At 65.0% G+C, this 20,147-nt stretch carries 17 protein-coding genes; 8 read left to right on the forward strand and 9 right to left on the reverse strand.

Translation table 11 applies throughout. The features are described from left to right. Window positions 1-438: 438 nt before the first annotated feature. Window positions 439-1,455, reverse strand: a complete 1,017-nt coding sequence (locus ABCR88_RS19960; protein WP_161466997.1) for a fimbrial protein — start codon at window positions 1,453-1,455, stop codon at window positions 439-441. A gap of 307 nt (window positions 1,456-1,762) precedes the next feature. Between ABCR88_RS19960 and ABCR88_RS19965 the strand changes: the two genes are divergently transcribed. Continuing rightward, window positions 1,763-2,335, forward strand: coding sequence for a type 1 glutamine amidotransferase family protein (locus ABCR88_RS19965; RefSeq protein ID WP_152686276.1), 573 nt, complete (start codon window positions 1,763-1,765; stop codon window positions 2,333-2,335). Window positions 2,336-2,450: 115 nt separating this feature from the next. Here ABCR88_RS19965 and ABCR88_RS19970 read toward each other — a convergent pair whose 3' ends face one another. The 5 genes from ABCR88_RS19970 to ABCR88_RS19990 all read right to left on the reverse strand — a co-directional run bounded on the left by ABCR88_RS19970 (window position 2,451) and on the right by ABCR88_RS19990 (window position 7,312). Beyond that, window positions 2,451-2,918: a DUF6368 family protein gene (locus tag ABCR88_RS19970; protein WP_015636028.1), complete on the reverse strand. Its 468-nt coding sequence runs from the start codon at window positions 2,916-2,918 to the stop codon at window positions 2,451-2,453. A gap of 151 nt (window positions 2,919-3,069) precedes the next feature. Beyond that, on the reverse strand, window positions 3,070-3,465 hold the full coding sequence (locus tag ABCR88_RS19975) for a hypothetical protein (protein WP_015636029.1): 396 nt from the start codon (window positions 3,463-3,465) through the stop codon (window positions 3,070-3,072). A gap of 132 nt (window positions 3,466-3,597) precedes the next feature. Continuing rightward, window positions 3,598-4,860 (reverse strand): FAD-dependent oxidoreductase, encoded by a 1,263-nt coding sequence (locus ABCR88_RS19980; protein WP_053159233.1) that lies wholly within the window; start codon window positions 4,858-4,860, stop codon window positions 3,598-3,600. A gap of 10 nt (window positions 4,861-4,870) precedes the next feature. Further along, the gene (locus ABCR88_RS19985) at window positions 4,871-5,959 is read right to left on the reverse strand and encodes a polyamine ABC transporter substrate-binding protein (protein ID WP_228102360.1); all 1,089 of its coding nucleotides are present in this window, start codon (window positions 5,957-5,959) and stop codon (window positions 4,871-4,873) included. 51 nt (window positions 5,960-6,010) lie between these two features. Continuing rightward, window positions 6,011-7,312 (reverse strand): FAD-binding oxidoreductase, encoded by a 1,302-nt coding sequence (locus tag ABCR88_RS19990; protein ID WP_015636032.1) that lies wholly within the window; start codon window positions 7,310-7,312, stop codon window positions 6,011-6,013. 136 nt (window positions 7,313-7,448) lie between these two features. Here ABCR88_RS19990 and ABCR88_RS19995 point away from each other — a divergent pair, with 136 nt between their 5' ends. The 3 genes from ABCR88_RS19995 to ABCR88_RS20005 all read left to right on the forward strand — a co-directional run bounded on the left by ABCR88_RS19995 (window position 7,449) and on the right by ABCR88_RS20005 (window position 11,489). Then, entirely contained in the window at window positions 7,449-8,426 is a 978-nt protein-coding gene (locus tag ABCR88_RS19995) for a LysR substrate-binding domain-containing protein (RefSeq protein ID WP_019095395.1), read from the forward strand. 570 nt (window positions 8,427-8,996) lie between these two features. Beyond that, window positions 8,997-10,148: a UDP-N-acetylglucosamine 2-epimerase (non-hydrolyzing) gene (gene wecB / locus ABCR88_RS20000; protein WP_350403221.1), complete on the forward strand. Its 1,152-nt coding sequence runs from the start codon at window positions 8,997-8,999 to the stop codon at window positions 10,146-10,148. Window positions 10,149-10,388: 240 nt separating this feature from the next. Then, the gene (locus tag ABCR88_RS20005) at window positions 10,389-11,489 is read left to right on the forward strand and encodes a GGDEF domain-containing protein (protein WP_103290030.1); all 1,101 of its coding nucleotides are present in this window, start codon (window positions 10,389-10,391) and stop codon (window positions 11,487-11,489) included. Window positions 11,490-11,520: 31 nt separating this feature from the next. On the opposite strand, the gene ABCR88_RS20010 is transcribed toward ABCR88_RS20005, so the two are convergent. The 3 genes from ABCR88_RS20010 to ABCR88_RS20020 form a co-directional block, all read right to left on the reverse strand. Next, the gene (locus ABCR88_RS20010) at window positions 11,521-13,083 is read right to left on the reverse strand and encodes a TerC family protein (protein ID WP_011061874.1); all 1,563 of its coding nucleotides are present in this window, start codon (window positions 13,081-13,083) and stop codon (window positions 11,521-11,523) included. A gap of 356 nt (window positions 13,084-13,439) precedes the next feature. Further along, a complete protein-coding gene (locus ABCR88_RS20015; RefSeq protein WP_041118828.1) occupies window positions 13,440-13,817 on the reverse strand; it encodes a VOC family protein in 378 nt (125 codons plus the stop codon). A gap of 75 nt (window positions 13,818-13,892) precedes the next feature. Further along, entirely contained in the window at window positions 13,893-14,774 is an 882-nt protein-coding gene (locus ABCR88_RS20020; RefSeq protein ID WP_011061876.1) for a LysR family transcriptional regulator, read from the reverse strand. Between the two features lie 104 nt (window positions 14,775-14,878). Between ABCR88_RS20020 and ABCR88_RS20025 the strand changes: the two genes are divergently transcribed. The 4 genes from ABCR88_RS20025 (at window position 14,879) to poxB (ending at window position 19,995) form a co-directional block, all read left to right on the forward strand. Further along, window positions 14,879-15,376 carry a heme-binding protein gene (locus ABCR88_RS20025; protein WP_041118830.1) on the forward strand — a complete coding sequence of 166 codons (498 nt, stop codon included), beginning with the start codon at window positions 14,879-14,881 and terminating at the stop codon, window positions 15,374-15,376. Next, on the forward strand, window positions 15,373-16,914 hold the full coding sequence (locus ABCR88_RS20030; RefSeq protein WP_350403225.1) for an MFS transporter: 1,542 nt from the start codon (window positions 15,373-15,375) through the stop codon (window positions 16,912-16,914). The genes ABCR88_RS20025 and ABCR88_RS20030 overlap by 4 nt, the downstream gene beginning before the upstream one ends. Before the next feature lie 152 nt (window positions 16,915-17,066). Continuing rightward, window positions 17,067-18,131: an FAD-dependent oxidoreductase gene (locus ABCR88_RS20035; protein WP_325984875.1), complete on the forward strand. Its 1,065-nt coding sequence runs from the start codon at window positions 17,067-17,069 to the stop codon at window positions 18,129-18,131. Window positions 18,132-18,249: 118 nt separating this feature from the next. Beyond that, the gene (gene poxB, locus ABCR88_RS20040; RefSeq protein WP_011061880.1) at window positions 18,250-19,995 is read left to right on the forward strand and encodes a ubiquinone-dependent pyruvate dehydrogenase; all 1,746 of its coding nucleotides are present in this window, start codon (window positions 18,250-18,252) and stop codon (window positions 19,993-19,995) included. The last annotated feature ends 152 nt before the right edge of the window (window positions 19,996-20,147 follow it).

Genomic DNA, 20,147 nt, shown 5'->3' on the forward strand with positions numbered 1-20,147 from the left:
GCGAAACTTAGACGGCGCGAATAATGGGGGAATGACGCTGTGGATGTAAATAGCCGGGGAGAAATTATTTAAGGAGGCGCCTGGCGAGACGCCTTCGCCAGCAAGCGGGCTCCTACAGAGCTGCGTGGGGTCAGAAGTCGAAGCGCACGCCCTTGATCTGCACCTTCTGCGCCTGGCAGTTGGCGGCAGGTGGGCCAGGGTCTGCTGCCAGAGGAAGCGGCCCTGGGCATAGCTCTGGGTCTTGAGCCGTAGTAACTGCTGTTGCTCGGGGGGCAGACTTGGGGCGGGGAAAATCAGAGTGGCAGCCGGCCAGGGCCAAACTGCTTCTACCTGAACGAACCAGCAGGCGTTCGCTACAGGCCGGCGCGGATTATCCTTGCCCGCTACATGAGATGAAAAGGCCCCAGCGCATGCCGAGACCCTGAACGGCGAAACCGTTCAACGATAACTCATCGTCAAGGTCGCCATCCCACTGACCGTTCCTGGGGTGACTCGCGAAGCGGTCTGGACATAACGTGCGGTCAGTGGAATGTCGTAGCTCGAGACCCCAGCGGAGATATTCCCCGCCCACCATCGATTGACAGAGCCCGAACCGTAGCCGAGAACAGTCGCTCCCTTGAGGATCTGCACCCCCACTCCCGAGGCAGTCGACCCGGCGCTCAGCGACAAGGTGCTGCCCTGGTTAGCCCAGTTGTTCACATCTATGAACGAGACATAAGCCCCGATCGAAGCCCCCGCATCCCCTCCCGAACATGACAGGTTTATTTTGAAGGGCACCGCTTTGGAGGTACTCCCCACTCCGGAAAAGGTCATGTTCGATGTTCGCCCCAGGGGCACTGAAATCTGCGAGCTGGACACATTGCATGTCGGTACTCTGAGCTGCACCGTCACTGCGCTTTTGCCGCTGGTGTAGACCGTCCAGCCTTTGGAGTTGCAGATACCAACGCAGTTGAACGCAACGTTCACCGACCCGTTACCAGCCAAGGTCCCACTCTGGATGTCGCCGATCTTTATGATTTCCAGCCACATGGATTGCTTGTAGGCATCACCCTTGACCCATCTGAGTTTTACGAGTGACTTTCCACTCCCCACCAGATACTGGCTGGACCCGGACTGATTTTCACGCCATCTCCATTTGGCGTTCCACCTGAATCCGACTCCAGCCACATTGCTCAAATAGACATTGTGGTAACCGGGGGCCAGCGTAGCGCCTTGAAGCTTGTAGACCATGGGCTCGGAACTGAATATTTGCGGCCATGGATCCCTCATCGTCGAGTCCACCTCTGCGGTGGTCGCAATGACGTCGCCATTCATGGTTCCTGCACTGATGTAAATGCTGGCAGGCAACTGAATGATCGATGACTCGGGAGAGAACTCCCCGCCGGCATACGCCGGGCCCCCACCCCATAGCGACAACAACAGGACAAGAGCCGAGAGCAGAAGGTTGCGCTTCATGAAAGTACGGTGCCTGTTCAAATGTCCACGACGTTTGGCGCTCTTTCCACTGAGGACGAGGCGACCCAAACTTCGACTTTAAGCCCCCCCGATCACGGCACCTATCAGCCCGAACACAGAACGTTGTCGATAAATCCTCAGGAGCCAAGGACTTATCCTACAAAGCGCTGTTGCAGGGGTCAGCAACACGCCAACGACAGCAGCCCTCCCCCCCTTGCCCAGCAACGAAATGTTCCATTGAGTCGCTGAAATCGGGCTATTCTGCGCGCCCTCCAATACTCATTCGCCTCAGCAAGGACAGCTGCCCATGACCCGCGCCATTACCCTTGTCTGCGACAATTTCGCCGACTGGGAAACCGCCCTGATCAACGCCACCGGCCGTGGCTACTATGGCTTCGACTGCCGTTACGCCTCACCCAAGGGCGCCATCGTGACCTCCATGGGCGGCCTGCGGGTGACCCCGGACCTGGCGTTGGAAGATATTCGTCTGGATGAGGTGGACCTCTTGATGGTCTGCGGCGGGACGGTCTGGCAAAGCCCCCAGGCGCCGGATATCCGCGAACTGCTACGCGCGGCCAAGGAGCGCAAGCTGGTCCTCGCCGGCATCTGCGACGGCACCCGCGAACTGGCCCGGGCCGGGGTGCTGGACCAGCTCAAGCACACCTCCAATTCGGCGGACAACCTGCTGGCGGTGGGTTATGCCGGCGCCGCGCACTACCAGGATGTGCCCCATGCGGTAGCGGACCAGCGCGTGGTCACCGCCCCGGGCAGCGCTCCAGTGAGTTTCATGGCACAGATTCTCGGCGCCCTGGGCATCAGCGACGACAACCTGACCTTCTACCTGGGCCTGCACGCCGCCGAGCACCGCCAGCAAGCCTGACCCTCCCCTGTAGGAGCCGGCTTGCCGGCGAAAGCGATCTCCCGGCCGCCTTGGCTGGCAAGCCAGCGCCTACGCAAGGTAGTGGGTGGGCGGCAGTGCGGGCGTGTGCCGTGGATTATTTCACCAGCCGAAAATTCCGGTGGCCCAACCATGCCGAAAAGTCCGCAGCGCTGAAAATGCTCTCGCCCTCATGCTCGAGGATCGCCAGCCCCGCCAGAAATTCGCTGTCCCGGGTGTAGGCACGGATGCTGGCGCCGAAGGCCAGCACGCCATCCAGGTGACGGGCCAAGGTCAGCGCCGCCTGCCCTAGGCGCTGGTGATCCGCCTGGTCTTTATCCATGGCCGCCAGGCTCAGAATGTCTTCAGGGAGCCATCCCAGTTGCCCGGCCAGCCCGGCATATTCCGCCAGCTCCCCTGGATATTCGGCCCCCATCCCAAACAGCATGGGGCTACCGCCAATGAAGAACGAGCTCGTACCGGCCCAGGGTTGATCCGCAATTGCGGCCAGACAGGCCCGCACCCGGTTTTCGAGCAAGCCATCGATCTGGCGCGGTAAAAGCACCCTGACAGTCGGCCCGGCCATTGAGTCACCTCCTCCAGCGCACCGCATCCGCATCAGGGATAACAGGCGAGCCCTTGTTCGCTGCATCAGCAGGCCTCAATGCTCAAGCCCGCTGCCGGTCAGTGCATTCACCGGACCGGGAGCATAAAAGCCCGTGGTGCAATAGCCAAGCTCAGCGCCTGGAACCATTGACCCCCAACACCTCTTCCAATCGCTTCGCCTCGCCCTCCGTCAACAAGGGCGCAGGCGGTTGAACAAGGCGCTGGCTGGACAGGGCGGGCACCGGGGCCGTTGGTTGGGCCGCCTTCGCAGTACGGCTGCGGCTCGCGCTGCTTTGCGGGTACAGCGCTTCATCCAGGCATTTGTCGCGCATGCCCTGGCTGGACAGGCCGTGGCAACCGGTGCCGTTGGACAGGGCGCGGGCGCCGCAGGTGGCCTTGCTGTCGGGGTCCTTGAGGTCGATGCAGCCCAGGGAACCAAAGCCATGGCCCAGTACCGAGGCGGGGTCTTCGGCGCAAGCTGCGCCGGCACACAGGAACAGGGAAGTCAGCACAAGTGCATTTCGCATAGGGGCGCGTCCATGGCTAGCGTAGGTCCCCCGACGCCTTTCCGGCCGCCGGGCAGGTCTGTCGAGGGAAAAAGCCGTTGTAGCAGATGAACATGACCGTTTCCCTTCTCCATAACCACCGCGGCTGCGTGACTAGCGGAAACGCCCCGCCAGGAAGGGTTGCAGGTTCACGCTCGGGGTCAGCCCGCTGGCCTGTTCCGCCACCAGTTGCCCACTGATGGCGGCCAGGGTCAGGCCAACGTGACCGTGGCCGAAGTTGTAGTGCACCTGGGGCAGCAGCCGCGACTGGCCGAGCACCGGCTTGCTGTCCGGCAGCGAGGGACGAAAGCCCATCCACCGGGAAACCGGTTCGTGGTGCAGGGTCAGGAAGCGTCGCGCCGCCCGGGCCAGGTAGTGATAGCGGCGCGGGTCCGGCGCGGCGTCGAGGCCGCCGAACTCCACCGTGCCCGCCACCCGCAGCCCTTGGGCCATGGGCGTCAGGTAGAAACCGCCGGCGCCCCAGCACACCGGGCGGCTGAGCAAGCCGCCAGCCTGATCGAACAGCACGTGATAACCGCGCTCGGTGTCCAGGGGAATCTCGTCCCCCAGGCTCTGCGCCAGGCGGCGGGACCAGGCGCCGCTGCACAACACCAGGCGTTCGGCGGGCAGTTGCTCGCCACTGCCGAGGCGGGCAAGCACCCGCTCGCCGTCCTGGGCGCTGCGCTCGACCCCCTGCAACTCATCGCGGCGAAACACTCCGCCGCGCTCGACGAAGCACCGCAGCAAGCGCTGGCTCAATGCGAAGGGATCGAGGGTACGGCTGACCTGGGGCAGTTCCAGCGCCAGGGCCGCACGGGCGTTGAGGGCCGGCTCCATGGCCCGTAGCTCCGGCCCTTGCACCAGGCGCATGGGCACCTCGAACCCCTGGTGATAGGCCAGCATGTCGATAGCGCTCTGCCGCTCGTGGGCCTCGAAGATGTACAGCGAGCCGTCATGGCGCACCAGGTCGTTGGCCCCGGCATCGTCGAACAACGCCTGCCAGGCGCCCATGCAGGGCTTGAGCAGGCTGTGCAGATCATGACTGATGGCCTTGACCCGCGGCTCGCTGGAGCTTTGCAAAAAGCGCCATAGCCAGGGGGCGATCCGTGGCAGGTAACCCGGGCGGATCGCCAGCGGGCTGTCGCGCCGCAACAGCATGCCCGGGGCCTGGCGCCAGATACCGGGGGTTGCCACTGGCTCCACGGCATAGGTGGCGAAGGTACAGGCATTGCCGAAGGAAGTGCCGCTGCCCGGCGGCTGGCGGTCCAGCAGGGTCACCCGCCAGCCCAGGCGCTGCAGCCACAGGGCGCTGGCCAGGCCCACCACCCCGGCCCCCACCACCACGGCGTGGCCGCGTTGTTGCTGACTTGCAATCATGCCGTGCTCCTCATGTGCCGCTGACCACCCGGGTCCACAGTCGAGTGCTCAGGCGCATGCCGGCCGGGGTCATGGTCTTGATCGGGAACAGCGTATCGAGCACCGACTGCGGCGGGTAGGCCGCCGGGTTGCTGCGCAACTGCGGTTCGATGTAGGGCAAGGACGCCGCATTGCCGTTGGCGTACTGCACGAAGTTGCTGATGTTGGCGATCACCTTGGGGTCCAGCAGGTAGTTCAGGTAGGCGTAGGCGTTGTCCAGGTGCGGGGCGTTCCTGGGAATCACCACCATGTCCATGGCCACGGTGGAGCCTTCCCTGGGAATGCTGTAGCCGAGGTTCACGCCGTTTTTTGCCTGCTGGGCGGTGGCCATGGCTTGCAGCACGTCGCCGCTGAAACCCACGGCCACGCAGATGTTGCCGTTGGCCAGGTCGCTGACGTACTTGGCCTGGTGGAAGTAGAGGATCGAGGGGCGAATCGCCTGCAGCGCCGCTTCGGCCTTTTTCAGGTCCGCCAGCTGTTCGCTGTGGGGGTCCAGGCCCAGGGCATTAAGGGTGATGGGCACCATCTGTGTCGGGTTGTCGAGAAAGGCCACGCCGCACTGCTTGAGCTTCTGGATGTTCTCCGGCTTGAACAGCAGCTGCCAGGACTGGGTGACATCGGTGTCGCCGAAAATCGCCTTGATCTTGTCGACGTTGTAGCCGATGCCCACGGTCACCCACATATAGGGGATGCCGTACCTATTGCCCGGGTCGCTGGTTTCCAGCAGCTTCATCAGCTTGGGATCGAGGTTGTTCCAGTTGGGCAGCTTGCTGCGATCCAGGGGCTGGATCGCCCCGGCCTGGATCAGCCGCGGCAGAAAGTGGTTGGACGGGCTGGCCAGGTCATAGCCGCTGCCGCCGGTCATCAGCTTGGCCTCGGTGGTCTCGTTGCTGTCGATCACGTCGTAGGTGGTCTGGATTGCGGTGCGCTGGGTGAACTGGGCCAGGGTGTCCGGAGCGATATAGCCGCTCCAGTTGGCGATGCTCACGGTCTCGGCCGCCTGGACGCTTGCGGCGCACAAGGCCAGGGATAACAGTGCCGTAGTGGTGCGATTGATCATGTTGCCGCCCTCTGTGCTCTTATTATTGCGGCGTTTCATTCGCCGCGACGGTTAACGTTCGTGTCGCGCGCGCTGCACCTCCCAGCCCATGCGCAAGCTTGCTCCAATGTCAAAAAACGGTCGGGGTGGCAGGTAGCCGGGCCGGGCCTGGGACAGCACGTCCCGCAGCAGCGAGGAGTCGCAGCCGGCGGCCATTTCAACCAGCAGCCGGCCCCACAGAGTGCCCCGCGCCACCCCCGAGCCGTTGCAGCCGGCCACCGCGTGCAGGCCTTCGGCGACCCGGCTGAAGTACGGCTCGCCGGAACGGGTGCCGCTCAGGTGCCCGGTCCAGGTGTATTGCAGGTCGGTATCGGTAATGCCGGGAAAGCGCTTTTGCAGGCCCCGCAGGTGTTCCTGGCGGCGCACCGCCAACTGCGCCGGGCCGAGATCGCGCTGGCGATACTCGACGGTGTTGCGCATCAGCAGGCGGCGCCCGGGCAACAGGCGCACCGTGGCCGCCCCGGGCAAGGTGGAGAGCACGCCCCAGCCCTGCTCATCCAGCAGCCGCTGCCAGTGATCTTCCTGCAGGGGCCGGGTGATGCTGGCGCTCAGCTCCAGGGGGAAGGTGCGGCTGTGCCGGACTCCGAGCCGGGGCAGAAAGGCACCGACACAGGCCAGCACCTGGGGCGCCTGGATCTCGCCCTCCCCGGTCACCGCCCGCCAGCCCCGGCCCGGCAGAGGCTGCAGGTCCTGCACCGGGCTGTTCTCGAACACCTCCACCCGCTCCGGCAGGCGCTCCAGCAGGCCCTTGACGTATTTGGCCGGCTGCAGCAGCGCGTTGCCACCGGCGCAGTGGATGGCCCGCTGGTAGAAGCCGCTGCCCAGGCGCTGCTGCAAGGCCGCGCCTTCCAGGTACTGGGCCTGGGCGCCCGCAGCGTTCAGGGTAGCGACTCGGGCGCCGCTATCCTGCAAGTGCTGCCCCTGGTGCACGGCGAAGTGATAGCCGCCAGCGTCGAACTCGCACTCGATGCCCAACTCGTCAATGCGCCGGCGCACCTCTTCACCGGCAGCGATGCCGATGCCGCAGGCAAGCTGATAGGCCGAGTGGCCGGGCCGGCCCAGCAACTCATCGGCGCCGGGCAATTCATGGCTGACCACAAACCCCGAGTTGCGCGCCGAAGCCCCCTGGGCCGCCCGCTGGCGATCCAGCAGGACGATGCGTTGCTGGGGCAACATCCGCGCCAGGGCATGGGCCGCCGAGAGGCCGGTGATGCCACCGCCAATGATCAGCCAATCGGCTTTCTGTAGGCCCTTGAGGGTTGGCCGCTGGGAAGTCTGCCCTGCCAGGGCGATCCAGCCACATACATTGTTCAAAGCCTGTCACTCCTGCACAATCCATGCGCCCGGAGCATTCAACAGAACACTCAACCCGGCGCCACATGCCTACAATCTATGGATATGACGGCTTTATTTCGAACGTTATTAATTCATCCATCTATTCGGAAAACGCATGGATAACCCTCTTCGACTGCCCTCGTTGCAGGCCCTGCAGACCCTGGTCAGCGTGGCCCAGACCCACAGCTTCACCGAGTCCGCGGCGCGCCTGCACCTGACCCAGAGCGCGGTGAGCCGGCAGATCCAGCAACTGGAGGAGCACTATGGGGTCAGCCTGTTCGAGCGCAGCAGCCGAAGGGTCTCGCTGACCGAACAGGGGCGCGATGTCTGCACGGTGGCCACCCAAGTCCTGAGGTCCCTCGGCTCCCTGCAGGAACGCCTGGCCCCGGCGCCCCTGGACCGCCCGTTTCGCATCCGCATCTTTGTCTCCCTGGCGGTGCGCTGGTTGCTGCCGCGGCTCAGCGGTTTCTACGCCGCCAACCCCGGGCTGTGCCTGTCGATCGAGACCGTGGGCGGGGCCACGGTAGACCCCGGCGGCGATTGCGACGCCTATGTGCTGTACCTGCCGGAAGGCCTGGACGAGCGGCCGCTGACCCCGCTGTTCGACGAATACCTGGTACCGGTGTGTGCCCCAACGCTCAGTGACGGGCAATTGCCGCCGCGCTCCCTGGAGGAACTGGCCGGGCACGCGCTGATCCACGGTTCTACCAGCCGCCAGGAATGGACCGCCTGGCTGCAGGCCCAGGACGACCAGACGCCCCACAGTTACAAGCATCTGCTGTTCAACCTCGACGACCTGGCCCTGGACGCCGCGGCCCGGGGGCTGGGGGTGGCCATGACGGACCTGATCCTGGCCCAGGACTCGATTGCCCGGGGCAGCCTGCTGATCCCCTTTGGCCAGGCGCTCAAGACCGGCGGGGTCTATGCCCTGTGGCTACGCGACAGCGGCGCCGCGCATCCGGCCTGCGAAACCGTATTGAACTGGTTCCAGGCTCAGGCAGCCGAACGGGATCTGCCCGCGGCACGAGGCCTGGCTGGGGCGATTGCAGCAGCCCTGCCCACCCTGGGTGGCAGTAAATCCCTGGCTGAATGACTGGACCAGGCCCTGCTGCTCATGGGCCTGGGCAAACAACATTGAAGGGCCGATGAACACTGCCCGGGAAAGCTCGAGCGCCGCCGGCGCTCAGCTGTAGAGCGTCACCATTGCCCAGGCAAAACACGCCAGCACCAGGGCCATCCCCACTACATACACCGCTAAAGCACGACCCACAGCATCACTCCACGAACCAGGCAGTCATCAACACACTCACTCTCGGGGTGAGTCATGGCGCGCATTCTAGCAGCGCGCGACGTCATTTTGACACGAGACTCTAAGCCTGATTAAAAGCCTCCCGACAAATGGTACCGGCGTCAATTTAATGGCTTAAATCAGCCTGATTCTTCTTAACGGGCAGCCGAACTGCGCAACATCATCTTGCATTGCGCCCAGTGTTTTCTTTCCGCCGAGAAACCTGCTGCCTCCGGAATCAATACAAGCCCCCTTTTCCCGCTAAACCGCGAACCTGAGCGCTATCAGCGCCTGCACTCCTGGTTGGACAAGAGTGATTCTCACTGCTTTGATCTCAACGCCAGGTCCGGTTTTCACAATCCCAGGGAGGGGTCCATGTTGTTCAAGGTCATGATGGTTTTCGGTACACGTCCTGAGGCGATCAAGATGGCACCACTGGCTCGGGTTCTAAGGCACTGGCCAGGTATCGAGCTGCACATCTGTTCCACCGGCCAGCACCGGGAAATGCTCAAACAGGTACTCGACGCCTTTGAGCTCGAGGTCGATGTGGACCTGCAAGTGATGACCCAGGGCCAGACCCTCAACGGCTTGTCGCAGCAACTGCTGATCCACCTGGACACCAGCTACGAGCGCCTGAAACCGGACATCGTGCTGGTCCATGGCGACACCACCACCAGTTTTATCGCCGCCCTCGCCGCCTTCAACCGGCAGTTGCCCATTGGCCACGTCGAGGCCGGCCTGCGCACTGGCAACCTCCAGGCACCCTGGCCCGAAGAAGCCAACCGGCGCCTGACCGGGGTCATCGCCGACCTGCACTTCACCCCGACCGCCAGGTCCGCAACCAACCTGCTGCGGGAAAACGTGCCCGCTGAAAACATCGAGGTCACCGGCAACACGGTGATCGACGCGCTACTGTGGATGCGCAACCGGCAGAAGCACACCCACTGGCGCCCCGCGGCCAACTCGCCCCTGGCGGTGCTCGACGACAGCCGGCGCATGGTGCTGATCACCGGCCACCGCCGGGAGAACTTCGGTGACGGTTTCCGCGATATCTGCGAAGCCCTGGCAACCCTGGCCGAGCGCTACCCGGACGTGCAGTTCGTGTACCCGGTACACCTCAACCCCCAGGTGCAGAACGCGGTGTACGGCCTGCTCTCGAACAAGCCGAACATCTACCTGGTAGCGCCCCAGGACTATCAGCATTTTGTCTGGCTGATGGGACGTTCGCACTTCATCCTCAGCGACTCCGGCGGTGTCCAGGAAGAGGCCCCGGCCATCGGCAAGCCCTTGCTGGTACTGCGCGAGGTCACCGAACGGCCGTCGGTGCTGGAAGGCGGCACCGTGCTGCTGGTGGGCGCCGATCGCGAGCGCATCGTGCACCACGCCAGCGAACTGCTGGACGATGCACAGCTGCATGCCCGCATGAGCCGCGTGTACAGCCCCTACGGTGACGGCCGCGCCAGCGAACACATCGCCCGCCGCCTGTGCACCTGGCTGGAGGCCCAAGCCCCCCGTACTCCGGCATGAGCCCGGGCAGCCTCCGCAGCCCGCAGTCGCAAAACGTCCAGTTGGCCATATGGCTCCACACTCTGTGCGAGAACTGGAAGCTACCGGTCACTGGCAGGTACCTGCCGATTGAACTGGACGACCTACACTTTCAAGCAGCGGATCGTCGCGCCCCCTCCAACCCCGGCGCGGTGTTCTCCCTGCGCTATCGCCCCTGGGGCAAGCCGCTGCTGGATCATCAGCTCACATCCAAGGCCCGCGATGTTCAGAACCCTTGAAGAACAAGTGCTCAAACAGGCCGCTCCGGCGGCCTTGAAGCTTGAATTCGCGCAACATGATTTCGAACGCCTGCGCAGCTTCTGCGTCCTGATCTACACCGCCAGCATCCTGATCTGGCTGATCTTCGACCTGATCGTCAGCTTTCCCGGGCAGCAGGGCTTCACCGCCTATTCGATGGTCTTTCTGAGCATTCTGTCCTTCACCACCATCATCCTCGGCTTCACCCGCCAGGACCGGCACTTCCAGTGGGTCAACCTGCTGTTCGTGCTGACCATCACCATCGGCGTGCGCCTGGTGATCGAGGGGCTGCCCATCGACCAGCGCCCGGTCTGGCTGATTCTCGGGGCGTCGAGCATGCTCTACGGCGCCTCGGTGATGCCTCTGCGACGCTGGTCGTTCGTCAGCGCCATCTTCATCACCTGGCTGGTGCTCAATCCGTTCTGGCGCACCAGCACCACCCTGCAGGAACTCAAGGGGCTGCTGGTGCTGGTGTACGCGCTGTTTCTCAGCGCATTGACCCTCTACAGCTTCATCACCCTGCGCCAGGCCCGGCTGCACAACTACATCATGTCCAAGTTGCTGCTGGACCAGGCCTACCTCGACACCCTCACCGAGATCCCCAACCGCCGCTCGTTCATGGCCCGCGCCGGCCAGCGCCTGCAGGCTCTGCCCCGGGAGCACGACCATTACCTGGCGATGGTCGACATCGACAACTTCAAGAAGGTCAACGATGTGCACGGGCATGACATCGGCGACGAAGTGCTCAAGCGCATCGCCGCCGATATCAAGGGAGTGATGAGGGATTTCGACTATGCCCGCCTGGGCGGCGAGGAGTTCGCCATCTACCTGGCCGACGTGCCCCGCGCGGATGTGGAGGCGCTGGCCGCGCGGCTGTGCCAGGTGGTGCGCGACCAGCCGACCCGGCACCCAGTGACCATCAGCATGGGCCTGGCCCGGGTCGAGCCTGGCGAAACCCTGAACCAGGCCCTGATCAAGGCCGACCAGGCGCTGTACGAATCCAAGCACGGCGGCAAGGATCGCTACACCTTCCATCCAGCCGCCAGGCCCGCACCACCCGCGTAGGAGCTGGCTTGCCAGCGAAGAGGCCCCAGTGTCAGTCCACGCTCCTGCGCGACAGCAGCACCTGGGTTACCCGGCGCTCTTCCACTGCCCTGACCTGCAGGCTCCAGCCCGCCCACTCCACCCTATCGCCCTTGACCGGCAGGCGGTCCAGCAGGCTCATCACCAGACCGGCCAGGGTCTGGTAGTCCTCGGTGGGTTCAGCGCCGAAGCCGGTCCGCTGGCGTACCTGAGGCAGGTTCAGCGCACCATTGACCAGGAACCCGCCCTCTTCTTCGATCACATCCGGGCCTTCGATCTCGCTGGCATCCGGCAGCTCGCCGGCAATGGATTCGAGAATGTCGGTCATGGTCAGGATGCCCATGAAGTCACCGAATTCGTTGATCACAAAGGCAATGTGAGTGGACGCCTGGCGCATCTGTTCCAGGGCGTTGAGGATCGAAAAGCTGTCCAGCAGGTTGATGGTCTTGCGCGCCAGATGCTCAAGGTTCGGCTCGCTGCCCGCCAGGTACTCCTTGAGCAGTTCCTTTTTGTGCACGAAGCCCAAAGGCTCATCCACCGCGCCATCGCGAATCAGCGGCAGGCGCGAGTACGAAGAATGCATCAGCTTGGTACGAATACTCTCCGGGCTGTCCGTAAGGTCGATGCAGTCGACCTCGGCACGCACCGTCATCAGGCTGCGGATCGGCCGCTCCGCCAATTGCAGCACACCACTGATCATCACCCGCTCACGGCGGTCGAACAGCTCGCTGCTGGGGGCCTCATCAGTTTCCAGCAAGTCGGCAATTTCCTCGCCCACTTCTTCCGCCGCCAGCCTGCGCCCACCCAGCAGGCGCATCACCGCATAGGCCGTGCGCTCGCGCATCGGCCGCAGGCCCTGCATGGATTTCTTGCGCCGGGCCCGGGCGATCTGGTTGAACACCTCGATCAGGATCGAGAAGCCGATGGCCGCATACAGGTAACCCTTGGGAATATGGAAACCCAAGCCTTCGGCGGTCAGGCTGAAGCCGATCATCATCAAGAAGCCCAGGCACAGCATGATCACCGTCGGGTGCGCGTTGACGAAACGAGTCAGCGGCTTGCTGGCGACGATCATCACGCCGATGGACACCACCACCGCGATCATCATCACCGACAGGTGCTCGACCATGCCCACCGCGGTGATCACCGCGTCCAGGGAGAACACCGCATCGAGCACCACGATCTGCGCCACGATCGGCCAGAACAAGGCGTAAGTGGTACTGCCGGCGCGCTGGCTGACATGGCCCTCCAGGCGTTCATGCAACTCCATGGTGGCCTTGAACAGCAGGAACACACCACCGAACAGCATGATCAGGTCACGCCCCGAGAAGCTGTGCTCGAAGACCTCGAACAGCGGCTGGGTCAGGGTCACCATCCACGAGATGCTGGCCAGCAGGCCCAGGCGCATCAACAACGCCAGGGACAGGCCGATGATCCGCGCACGGTCGCGCTGCTCGGGCGGCAGCTTGTCCGCGAGGATGGCGATAAACACCAGGTTGTCGATGCCCAGCACCAGCTCCAGGACGATCAGGGTCAAAAGGCCAAGCCAGGCCGTGGGGTCTGCGATCCATTCCATAACGACGACTCAAGTGCTCCGGAAAATTCAAACGGCCAGGCGCGACGCAGCGCCAAGGTGCAGGGGCTGCAAAACCTCGGGTACGGGCGGATAAAGGCAGGAAGTGGCAAGTGCCAGGCAAGTGCAACCGGGAGAATGGCTGCCTGAGCGTCTGGGGCTCAGGGCCGCCGGATGGCGCGAGAAGTCATGGGGCAAAGCGAGGAAAGAGCGCCGACTGGGGGGCTCCGAGAGCGTGTTCATGCAAGTCCTGAAGGAAAAAACGGACTTGGAGATTACAGGGAGGGCAAGGCGATTCCCCAGCGGGAAATCATTACAAGATTTTATCCGGCCCGCGTCTCTGACGCAGGCCGGCACCGCTACAACTGCTCGGAAATCTCGATCAGGTTCAGGTCCGGGTCCCGCAGGTACACCGAACGGATCGGGCCGGTGGCGCCGGTGCGCGGCACCGGCCCTTCGATGATCGGCCAGTTGGCCTGTTGCAGATGGGCAATCACCTGGTCCAGGGGCACGCTGGCGATGAAGCACAAATCCAGCGCCCCCGGCACCGGCAGGTGGGCCTTGGGTTCGAACTCCTGGCCGCGCACATGCAGGTTGATCTTCTGGTTGCCGTACTTGAAGGCCTTGCGCCCGCCGGCAAAGGTTTCCAGTTGCATGCCCAGCACGCGGACGTAGAAATCCTCGGCGGCAATCGGGTCGATGGTGGTCAGTACCAGGTGGTCAAGGTGGTCGATCATCGAAGACGCGGCTCCTGAAGCGAAAGGAATGGCCCGGGGATTATGCGACCCGGGCCGTCGCTTGAACATGCCCCATCAGGCTTTGCCGCGGTACTCGCGCCGTACCTGCTCGATGTAGCGCACCACCGCCGGTGCCTGCTCGAAACGCCGGTGGATCAGCGACAGCCAGGACGTCGCCGAGCTGCCGCCAATCGGCCGGTACAGCACATGGGGCAGGCTGATGTGGCCCACCACCGACTCCGGCACCACTGCCACGCCCTGCCCCAGGGACACCAGGGCCAGTACCGCCACCAGGCCGCCGGGCTGGGGCCCCAGCTTGGGGGCGTAGGCACCCTGGGCCGCCACCTGCAAGGTGCCGCTGATCTGCTCCGGAAGAATGAAGGTTTCATTGAGCAGGTGTTCGGAGGCGATCTGCGGCAGGCGGCACAGCCAGGATTCGTCGGACAGCGCCAGGACAAAGCCCTCGGCGTCCAGGCGAATGGCCTCGACCCCTTCCGGCAATGTCATGGGCGAGCGAATGTAGCCCACGTCCAGGCGACCATCGGCAATCCGCGCCGGCAGCGTCGCCATCGGGCACTCCCGCACGTTGAGGCTGACGTCCGGGCAGTCGCGGCCAAAGCCCTGCACCTGTTTCTGCAACAGCCCGCAATACACCGCCGAGGCCACATAGCCCAGTTCGATATGGCCGATCTCGCCGCGCCCGGCACGCTGGGCATTGCGCTGGGCAAACTCGAACTGGCGCACCGTGGCCTCGGCTTCCAGCAGCAGGGTGGCGCCGGCCTCGGTCAGGCTGACCTCGCGTTGCTGGCGCAGGAACAGCCGGGTGCCAAGGGTGTTCTCCATGTCCTGGATCTGCCGGCTCAGGGTGGGCGGGGCAATCCCCAATTGCTCGGCGGCGCGGGTGAAATTGCGCTGCCGGGCCACCGCCAGGAAGTAGCGAAAGTGACGAATTTCCATGATGGGTATTAGCTCAAAGGTAATGAACTGGTCGCCAGCAGCTAACAAAGACCGCGAAAGGCCGGGATAAGCTGAGCGAACATTCACAGTAGAGAGCCTCTGCCATGCGCGTCAAACCCCTGTTTCTGGTAATGATCACCTGCTGCGTGCTGCAGACCGCGGCAGCCGAGGACAGCCAACCCGTCATTGCCCACAAGGCAATCCTTACCCTGGACAACGCCCAGCGCCTGCTCAGGGCCGCCCAGCAAACCGCCCAGGCCAAGGGCTGGCCCTGCGCCGTGGCAATCGTCGACGACGGCGGCTGGCCGATACTGGGCGCGCGCATGGACGGCGCCCCAGTGGTGGCCGGAGTCGAGCTGGCCCAGGGCAAGGCACGCACCTCGGCGCTGTTCAAGCGGCCTTCCGGGGATCTGGAAAACGCCGTCAATGGCGGCCGCCCCGCCGCCCTCAGCGCCGGCCTGGTGATGATGAAAGGCGCCCAGCCGATCATCGTCGACGGCCAGGTGATCGGCGCCATCGGGGTCAGTGCCGACACCCCGGCCCACGACGATGAAATCGCCCTGGCCGCCCTCGCCACCCTCAGTCGGCAGGCCACGCAATGAACCGCTCCGTCAACCCGCGCCTGACCCTGCTCACCGCCTCCGGGGTCTGTTCGCTGATCGTTCTGGACACCAACATCGTCGCCGTGGCGCTGCCGAGCATCGCCCGTGACCTGGGGGCCAACTTCGCCGATATCGAGTGGGTGGTCAGCGCCTACATGCTGGCCTTCGCCGCCCTGCTGCTGCCCGCCGGCAGCCTGGCCGACCGCTTCGGCCGCAAGCGCACCCTGCTCTGCGGCCTGGGCCTGTTCATCCTCGCCTCCCTGGGCTGCGGCGCGGCGCCCAACGCCCTGCTGCTGGACATCGCCCGGGCGCTCAAGGGGGTGGGCGCGGCGCTGCTGCTGACCTCGGCCCTGGCCTCCATCGGCCATACCTTCCACGACGAAGTGGAACGGGCCAAGGCCTGGGCCTTCTGGGGTGCCTGCATGGGCATGGCCATGACTGCCGCGCCCACGGTCGGCGGGCTGATCACCGAGTACTTCGGCTGGCGCTGGATCTTCTACTTCAACCTGCCGGTGGGTGCGCTGCTGCTGTGGAGTGTGCTGCGCAACGTGCCGGAATCCCGCGATACCCAGGCGGCGCGCCTCGACCCCTGGGGCAGCCTGGCCTTCAGCGCCAGCCTGCTGTGCCTGATCTGGGGCCTGATCGAGGCCAACCGCATCGGCTGGAGCCACCCGGCCACCACCACCCGCCTGCTGGCAGGCGTGGCGCTGCTGGGGCTGTTCGTGCTGATCGAGCGTCTGCAAAGCCGGCCCATGGTGGACCTGCAACTGTTCCGCCACCCGCGCTTCATCGGCGCCCTGCTGGGCATGTTCGCCTACGCCGGCTGTGCCCAAGTGATGATGACGCTGCTGCCCTTCTACCTGCAGAACGGCCTGGGCTTCTCGGCCATCGCCTCGGGCCTGGGCATGCTGCCCTTCGCCCTGACCATGCTCATCTGCCCGCGGATCGGCGCACGCCTGGCCGGGCGCTATGCGCCGGCCACGCTGATGGCCGCAGGGCTGACCCTGGTGGGCTGCGGCAACCTGCTCAGCGCCTGGGCCGTGCATGCCGGGGGCTACCTGAACTTCGCCCTGGCAATCGCCGTGACCGGCGCCGGGGCCGGCTTGCTCAATGGCGACACGCAGAAAAACATCATGGCCTGCGTGCCGCGGGAACGCACCGGCATGGCCTCGGGCATGAGCACCACCATGCGCTTTAGCGCCATCATGCTGGCCATCGGGGTGTTCGGTGCGCTGCTGGCCAGCCATACCCAGCAGCTCATGCAGGGCAGCTTGCACGCCGTGCCCGGGCACTGGCTGGAGCAGGCACCGGAGATTGCCTCACGGGTGGTGGCCGGGGACATGCAGGGCGCGATGGCCGGCTTGCCGCCCGATGCCCGGGCCCTGGTCGAGCCCCTGGCCCGGCAGGCCTTTGTCGGTGGTTTCGGCCTGGTGCTGACGGTGGCCGGGATGCTCGCCCTGCTCGGCGCCCTGGTGGTGGGCCGGCTGATGTGCAATCCACTGCCCCAGGCATCGGGGTTGACGCTGAAGCTGCAATAGCCCAGGCACTGCACAAACCGCTGCCGCGCCTGCGGCAGCGGTCCTGGCCCGCCCGCTTGCAATTTCACAACACTCGTTCAATTGCTGGGGCAATCCGCCACGGTTAAGGTGCGCCCTTCGCAACGCCCCATTGAATGGATAACGAGGTGAGCGTGAAGCCTTCAAGCGTGATCGTGGTGGGCGCCGGGATTGTCGGCGCCGCCATTGCCTACCACCTGGCCCGCCAGGGCGCGCAGGTGACCGTGCTGGAACAGGACAGCCCGGGCTCGGGCGTCACCCGCCACTCCTTTGCCTGGATCAACCCCCACGGCGAGTTCCCGGCAGCCGCCCGCGCCCTGCGGGCCCAGGCGCTGGCAGACTACCGCCGCCTGCAGCACGAACTGCCGGCCTTGCAGATCCGCTGGTCCGGCGCGCTGACCTACGGCGCGGCCGACCAGCAAGCGCCAGATACCGACGAGCCAACCGCCAAGGCCTCGTCCCAGTGGCTGGACCGGGCCGGGGTTGCCCAACTGGAACCCCACCTGCAAGTGCTGCCGGAGCGTGCCCGCTATGCATCCGGCGAAGGCAGCCTGGACCCGGTGGCCGCCACCCGCACCCTGCTCGATGCGGCCTGCACCCACGGCGCCCGGGTGTTCGACCAGACCCAGGTACTTGGCTTGCGGGTCGAAGGCCAGCGGGTACTCGGGGTAAACACCGCCGCCGGGCTCCACCGTGCCGACCAGGTGCTGCTCGCCAGCGGCTGCGCCACCCCGGCCCTGCTCGCGCCCCTGGGTATTCAGTTGCCGGTGCAGGCCTCGCCGTCGATCCTGATCCGCATCAATGCGCCACCGGGACTGGTCAAGACCCTGGTCTCCAACAGCCAGCTGGAAATCCGCGAAGCGGCGGACGGCAGCCTGCTGCTGGCCGAGGACTATATCGATGCCCAGGGTCCACTGGGGCCCGAGGCCATCGCGCAACAGGCCCTGGCCAGCATCCGCCAGCTGTTCCGTGGCGCCCAGGCCATCACCTTGCGCAGCGTGGAAGTCGGCCAGCGGCCGATGCCCGGGGACCAACTGCCGATCATCGGCCCCAGCACCCGCTACCAGGGCCTGTACCTGGCGGTGATGCACGCCGGCGTGACCCTGGCCCCCACGGTGGCACGCCTGATCAGCCAGGAACTGCTGCACGGGCAAACCTGCGCCGAACTGGCCGCCTGCCGACCGGCACGCTTCGCCTGAACACCAGCCTCTGTCGCCACACCACGGCAGGGCCTGCAAGATTTCACGGAATCATCCGCCCTCGCCTGTTGTCCTCTTTTGATTGCACGACTTCTTAAGCGGACCGCAGGAGCTCTTCATGGCGAACATCACCATCGCCCAGCAACTGGCAACCACCCTTGAACAGGCCGGGGTCAAGCGTATCTGGGGACTGACCGGCGACAGCCTCAACGGCCTCACCGACGCTCTGCACAGCATGCAGACCATCGAATGGATGCATGTGCGCCACGAAGAGGTGGCCGCCTTTGCCGCCGGCGCCGAAGCCGCCACCACCGGGCAACTGGCGGTCTGCGCCGGCAGCTGCGGGCCGGGCAACCTGCACCTGATCAATGGCCTGTTCGACTGTCACCGCAACCATGTGCCGGTACTGGCCATCGCCGCACAGATCCCCTCCTCGGAGATCGGCCTCGACTATTTTCAGGAAACCCACCCTCAGGAGCTGTTCAAGGAGTGCAGCCACTTCGTCGAACTGGTGAGCAACCCGGCGCAGATGCCCGAGGTGCTGCACCGGGCCATGCGCAGCGCGATCCTCAACCGCGGCGTGGCGGTGGTGGTGATCCCCGGCGACGTGGCCCTGCAACAGGTGCCCGCCGCCAGCAAGCCATGGCCGGCCCTGCACGCACCGCGCACCCTGCCCGCCCCCCACGACCTGGACAAGCTGGTGGAACTGCTGAGCCAGAGCAAGGCCGTGACCCTGCTCTGCGGGAGTGGCTGCGCCGGCGCCCACGATCAGGTGGTGGCCCTGGCCGACGCCCTCGGCGCACCGGTGGTGCATGCCTTGCGCGGCAAAGAGCATGTGGAATGGGACAACCCCTTCGACGTCGGCATGACCGGCCTGATCGGCTTCAGCTCCGGCTACCACGCCATGCTCAACTGCGACACCCTGGTGATGCTCGGCACCGACTTTCCCTATCGCCAGTTCTACCCCAGCGACGCCTGCGTCATACAGATCGACCGCAACCCCCAGGCACTGGGCCGGCGAGTGCCACTGGACCTGGGGATCGCCGCCGACGTCGGCGAAACCCTCGCCGCACTGCTGCCGCGCCTGCCCTATAAGGGCGACCGCCGCTTTCTCGAAGAATCCCTCAAGCACTACGCCAAGGCGCGCCAGGGCCTGGACGACCTGGCCCAGCCCTCGCCCGCTGGCCGGCCGATCCACCCGCAGTACCTGACCCGGCTGCTCAGCGAACTGGCAGACGAAGACGCCATTTTCACTGCCGACGTCGGCACCCCCACGGTGTGGGCCGCGCGCTACCTGAAAATGAACGGCCAGCGGCGCCTGCTGGGCTCTTTCAACCACGGCTCCATGGCCAACGCCATGCCCCAGGCCATGGGCGCCCAGGCCGCCTTCCCCCAGCGCCAGGTGATCTCACTGTCCGGCGATGGCGGCTTCAGCATGCTGATGGGCGACTTCATCTCCCTGGCCCAGCTCAAGCTGCCGGTGAAGATCGTGGTCTACGACAACGCCTCCCTGGGTTTTGTCGCCATGGAAATGAAATCCGCCGGCTACCTGGACACCGGCACCGACCTGCACAACCCGGACTTTGCCGCCATGGCCAACGCCATGGGCATTCTCGGCCTGCGGGTGGAAAACTCCGAAGAACTGGAAGGCGCCCTGCGCACCGCCCTGGCCCATGACGGCCCGGTGCTGGTGGACGTGGTCACCGCCACCCAGGAGCTGGCCATGCCGCCGGCCATCAAGCTGGAACAGGCCAAGGGCTTCAGCCTGTACATGCTCAAGGCGGTGATGAGCGGGCGTGGCGACGAGGTGATCGAACTGGCCAGGACCAATTGGCTCAAGGACAGTTGGTTCAAGATCACCTAGAAAGGCTCTACCCCCGGGCATGTCATCGCAGCCTCTAATGGACCCACATTAGAGGCCTGTGTCCAGGAAAAGGGTGGCAGTAGCATCCAACGAGGGTGGCGTTGGGAAAACCACATCCCCAGGCCTCGCTTCTCATCCATCAAGACGTTTCG

The organism is Pseudomonas sp. W17 (genome assembly GCF_040268305.1).
Lineage (GTDB): Bacteria > Pseudomonadota > Gammaproteobacteria > Pseudomonadales > Pseudomonadaceae > Aquipseudomonas > Aquipseudomonas protegens.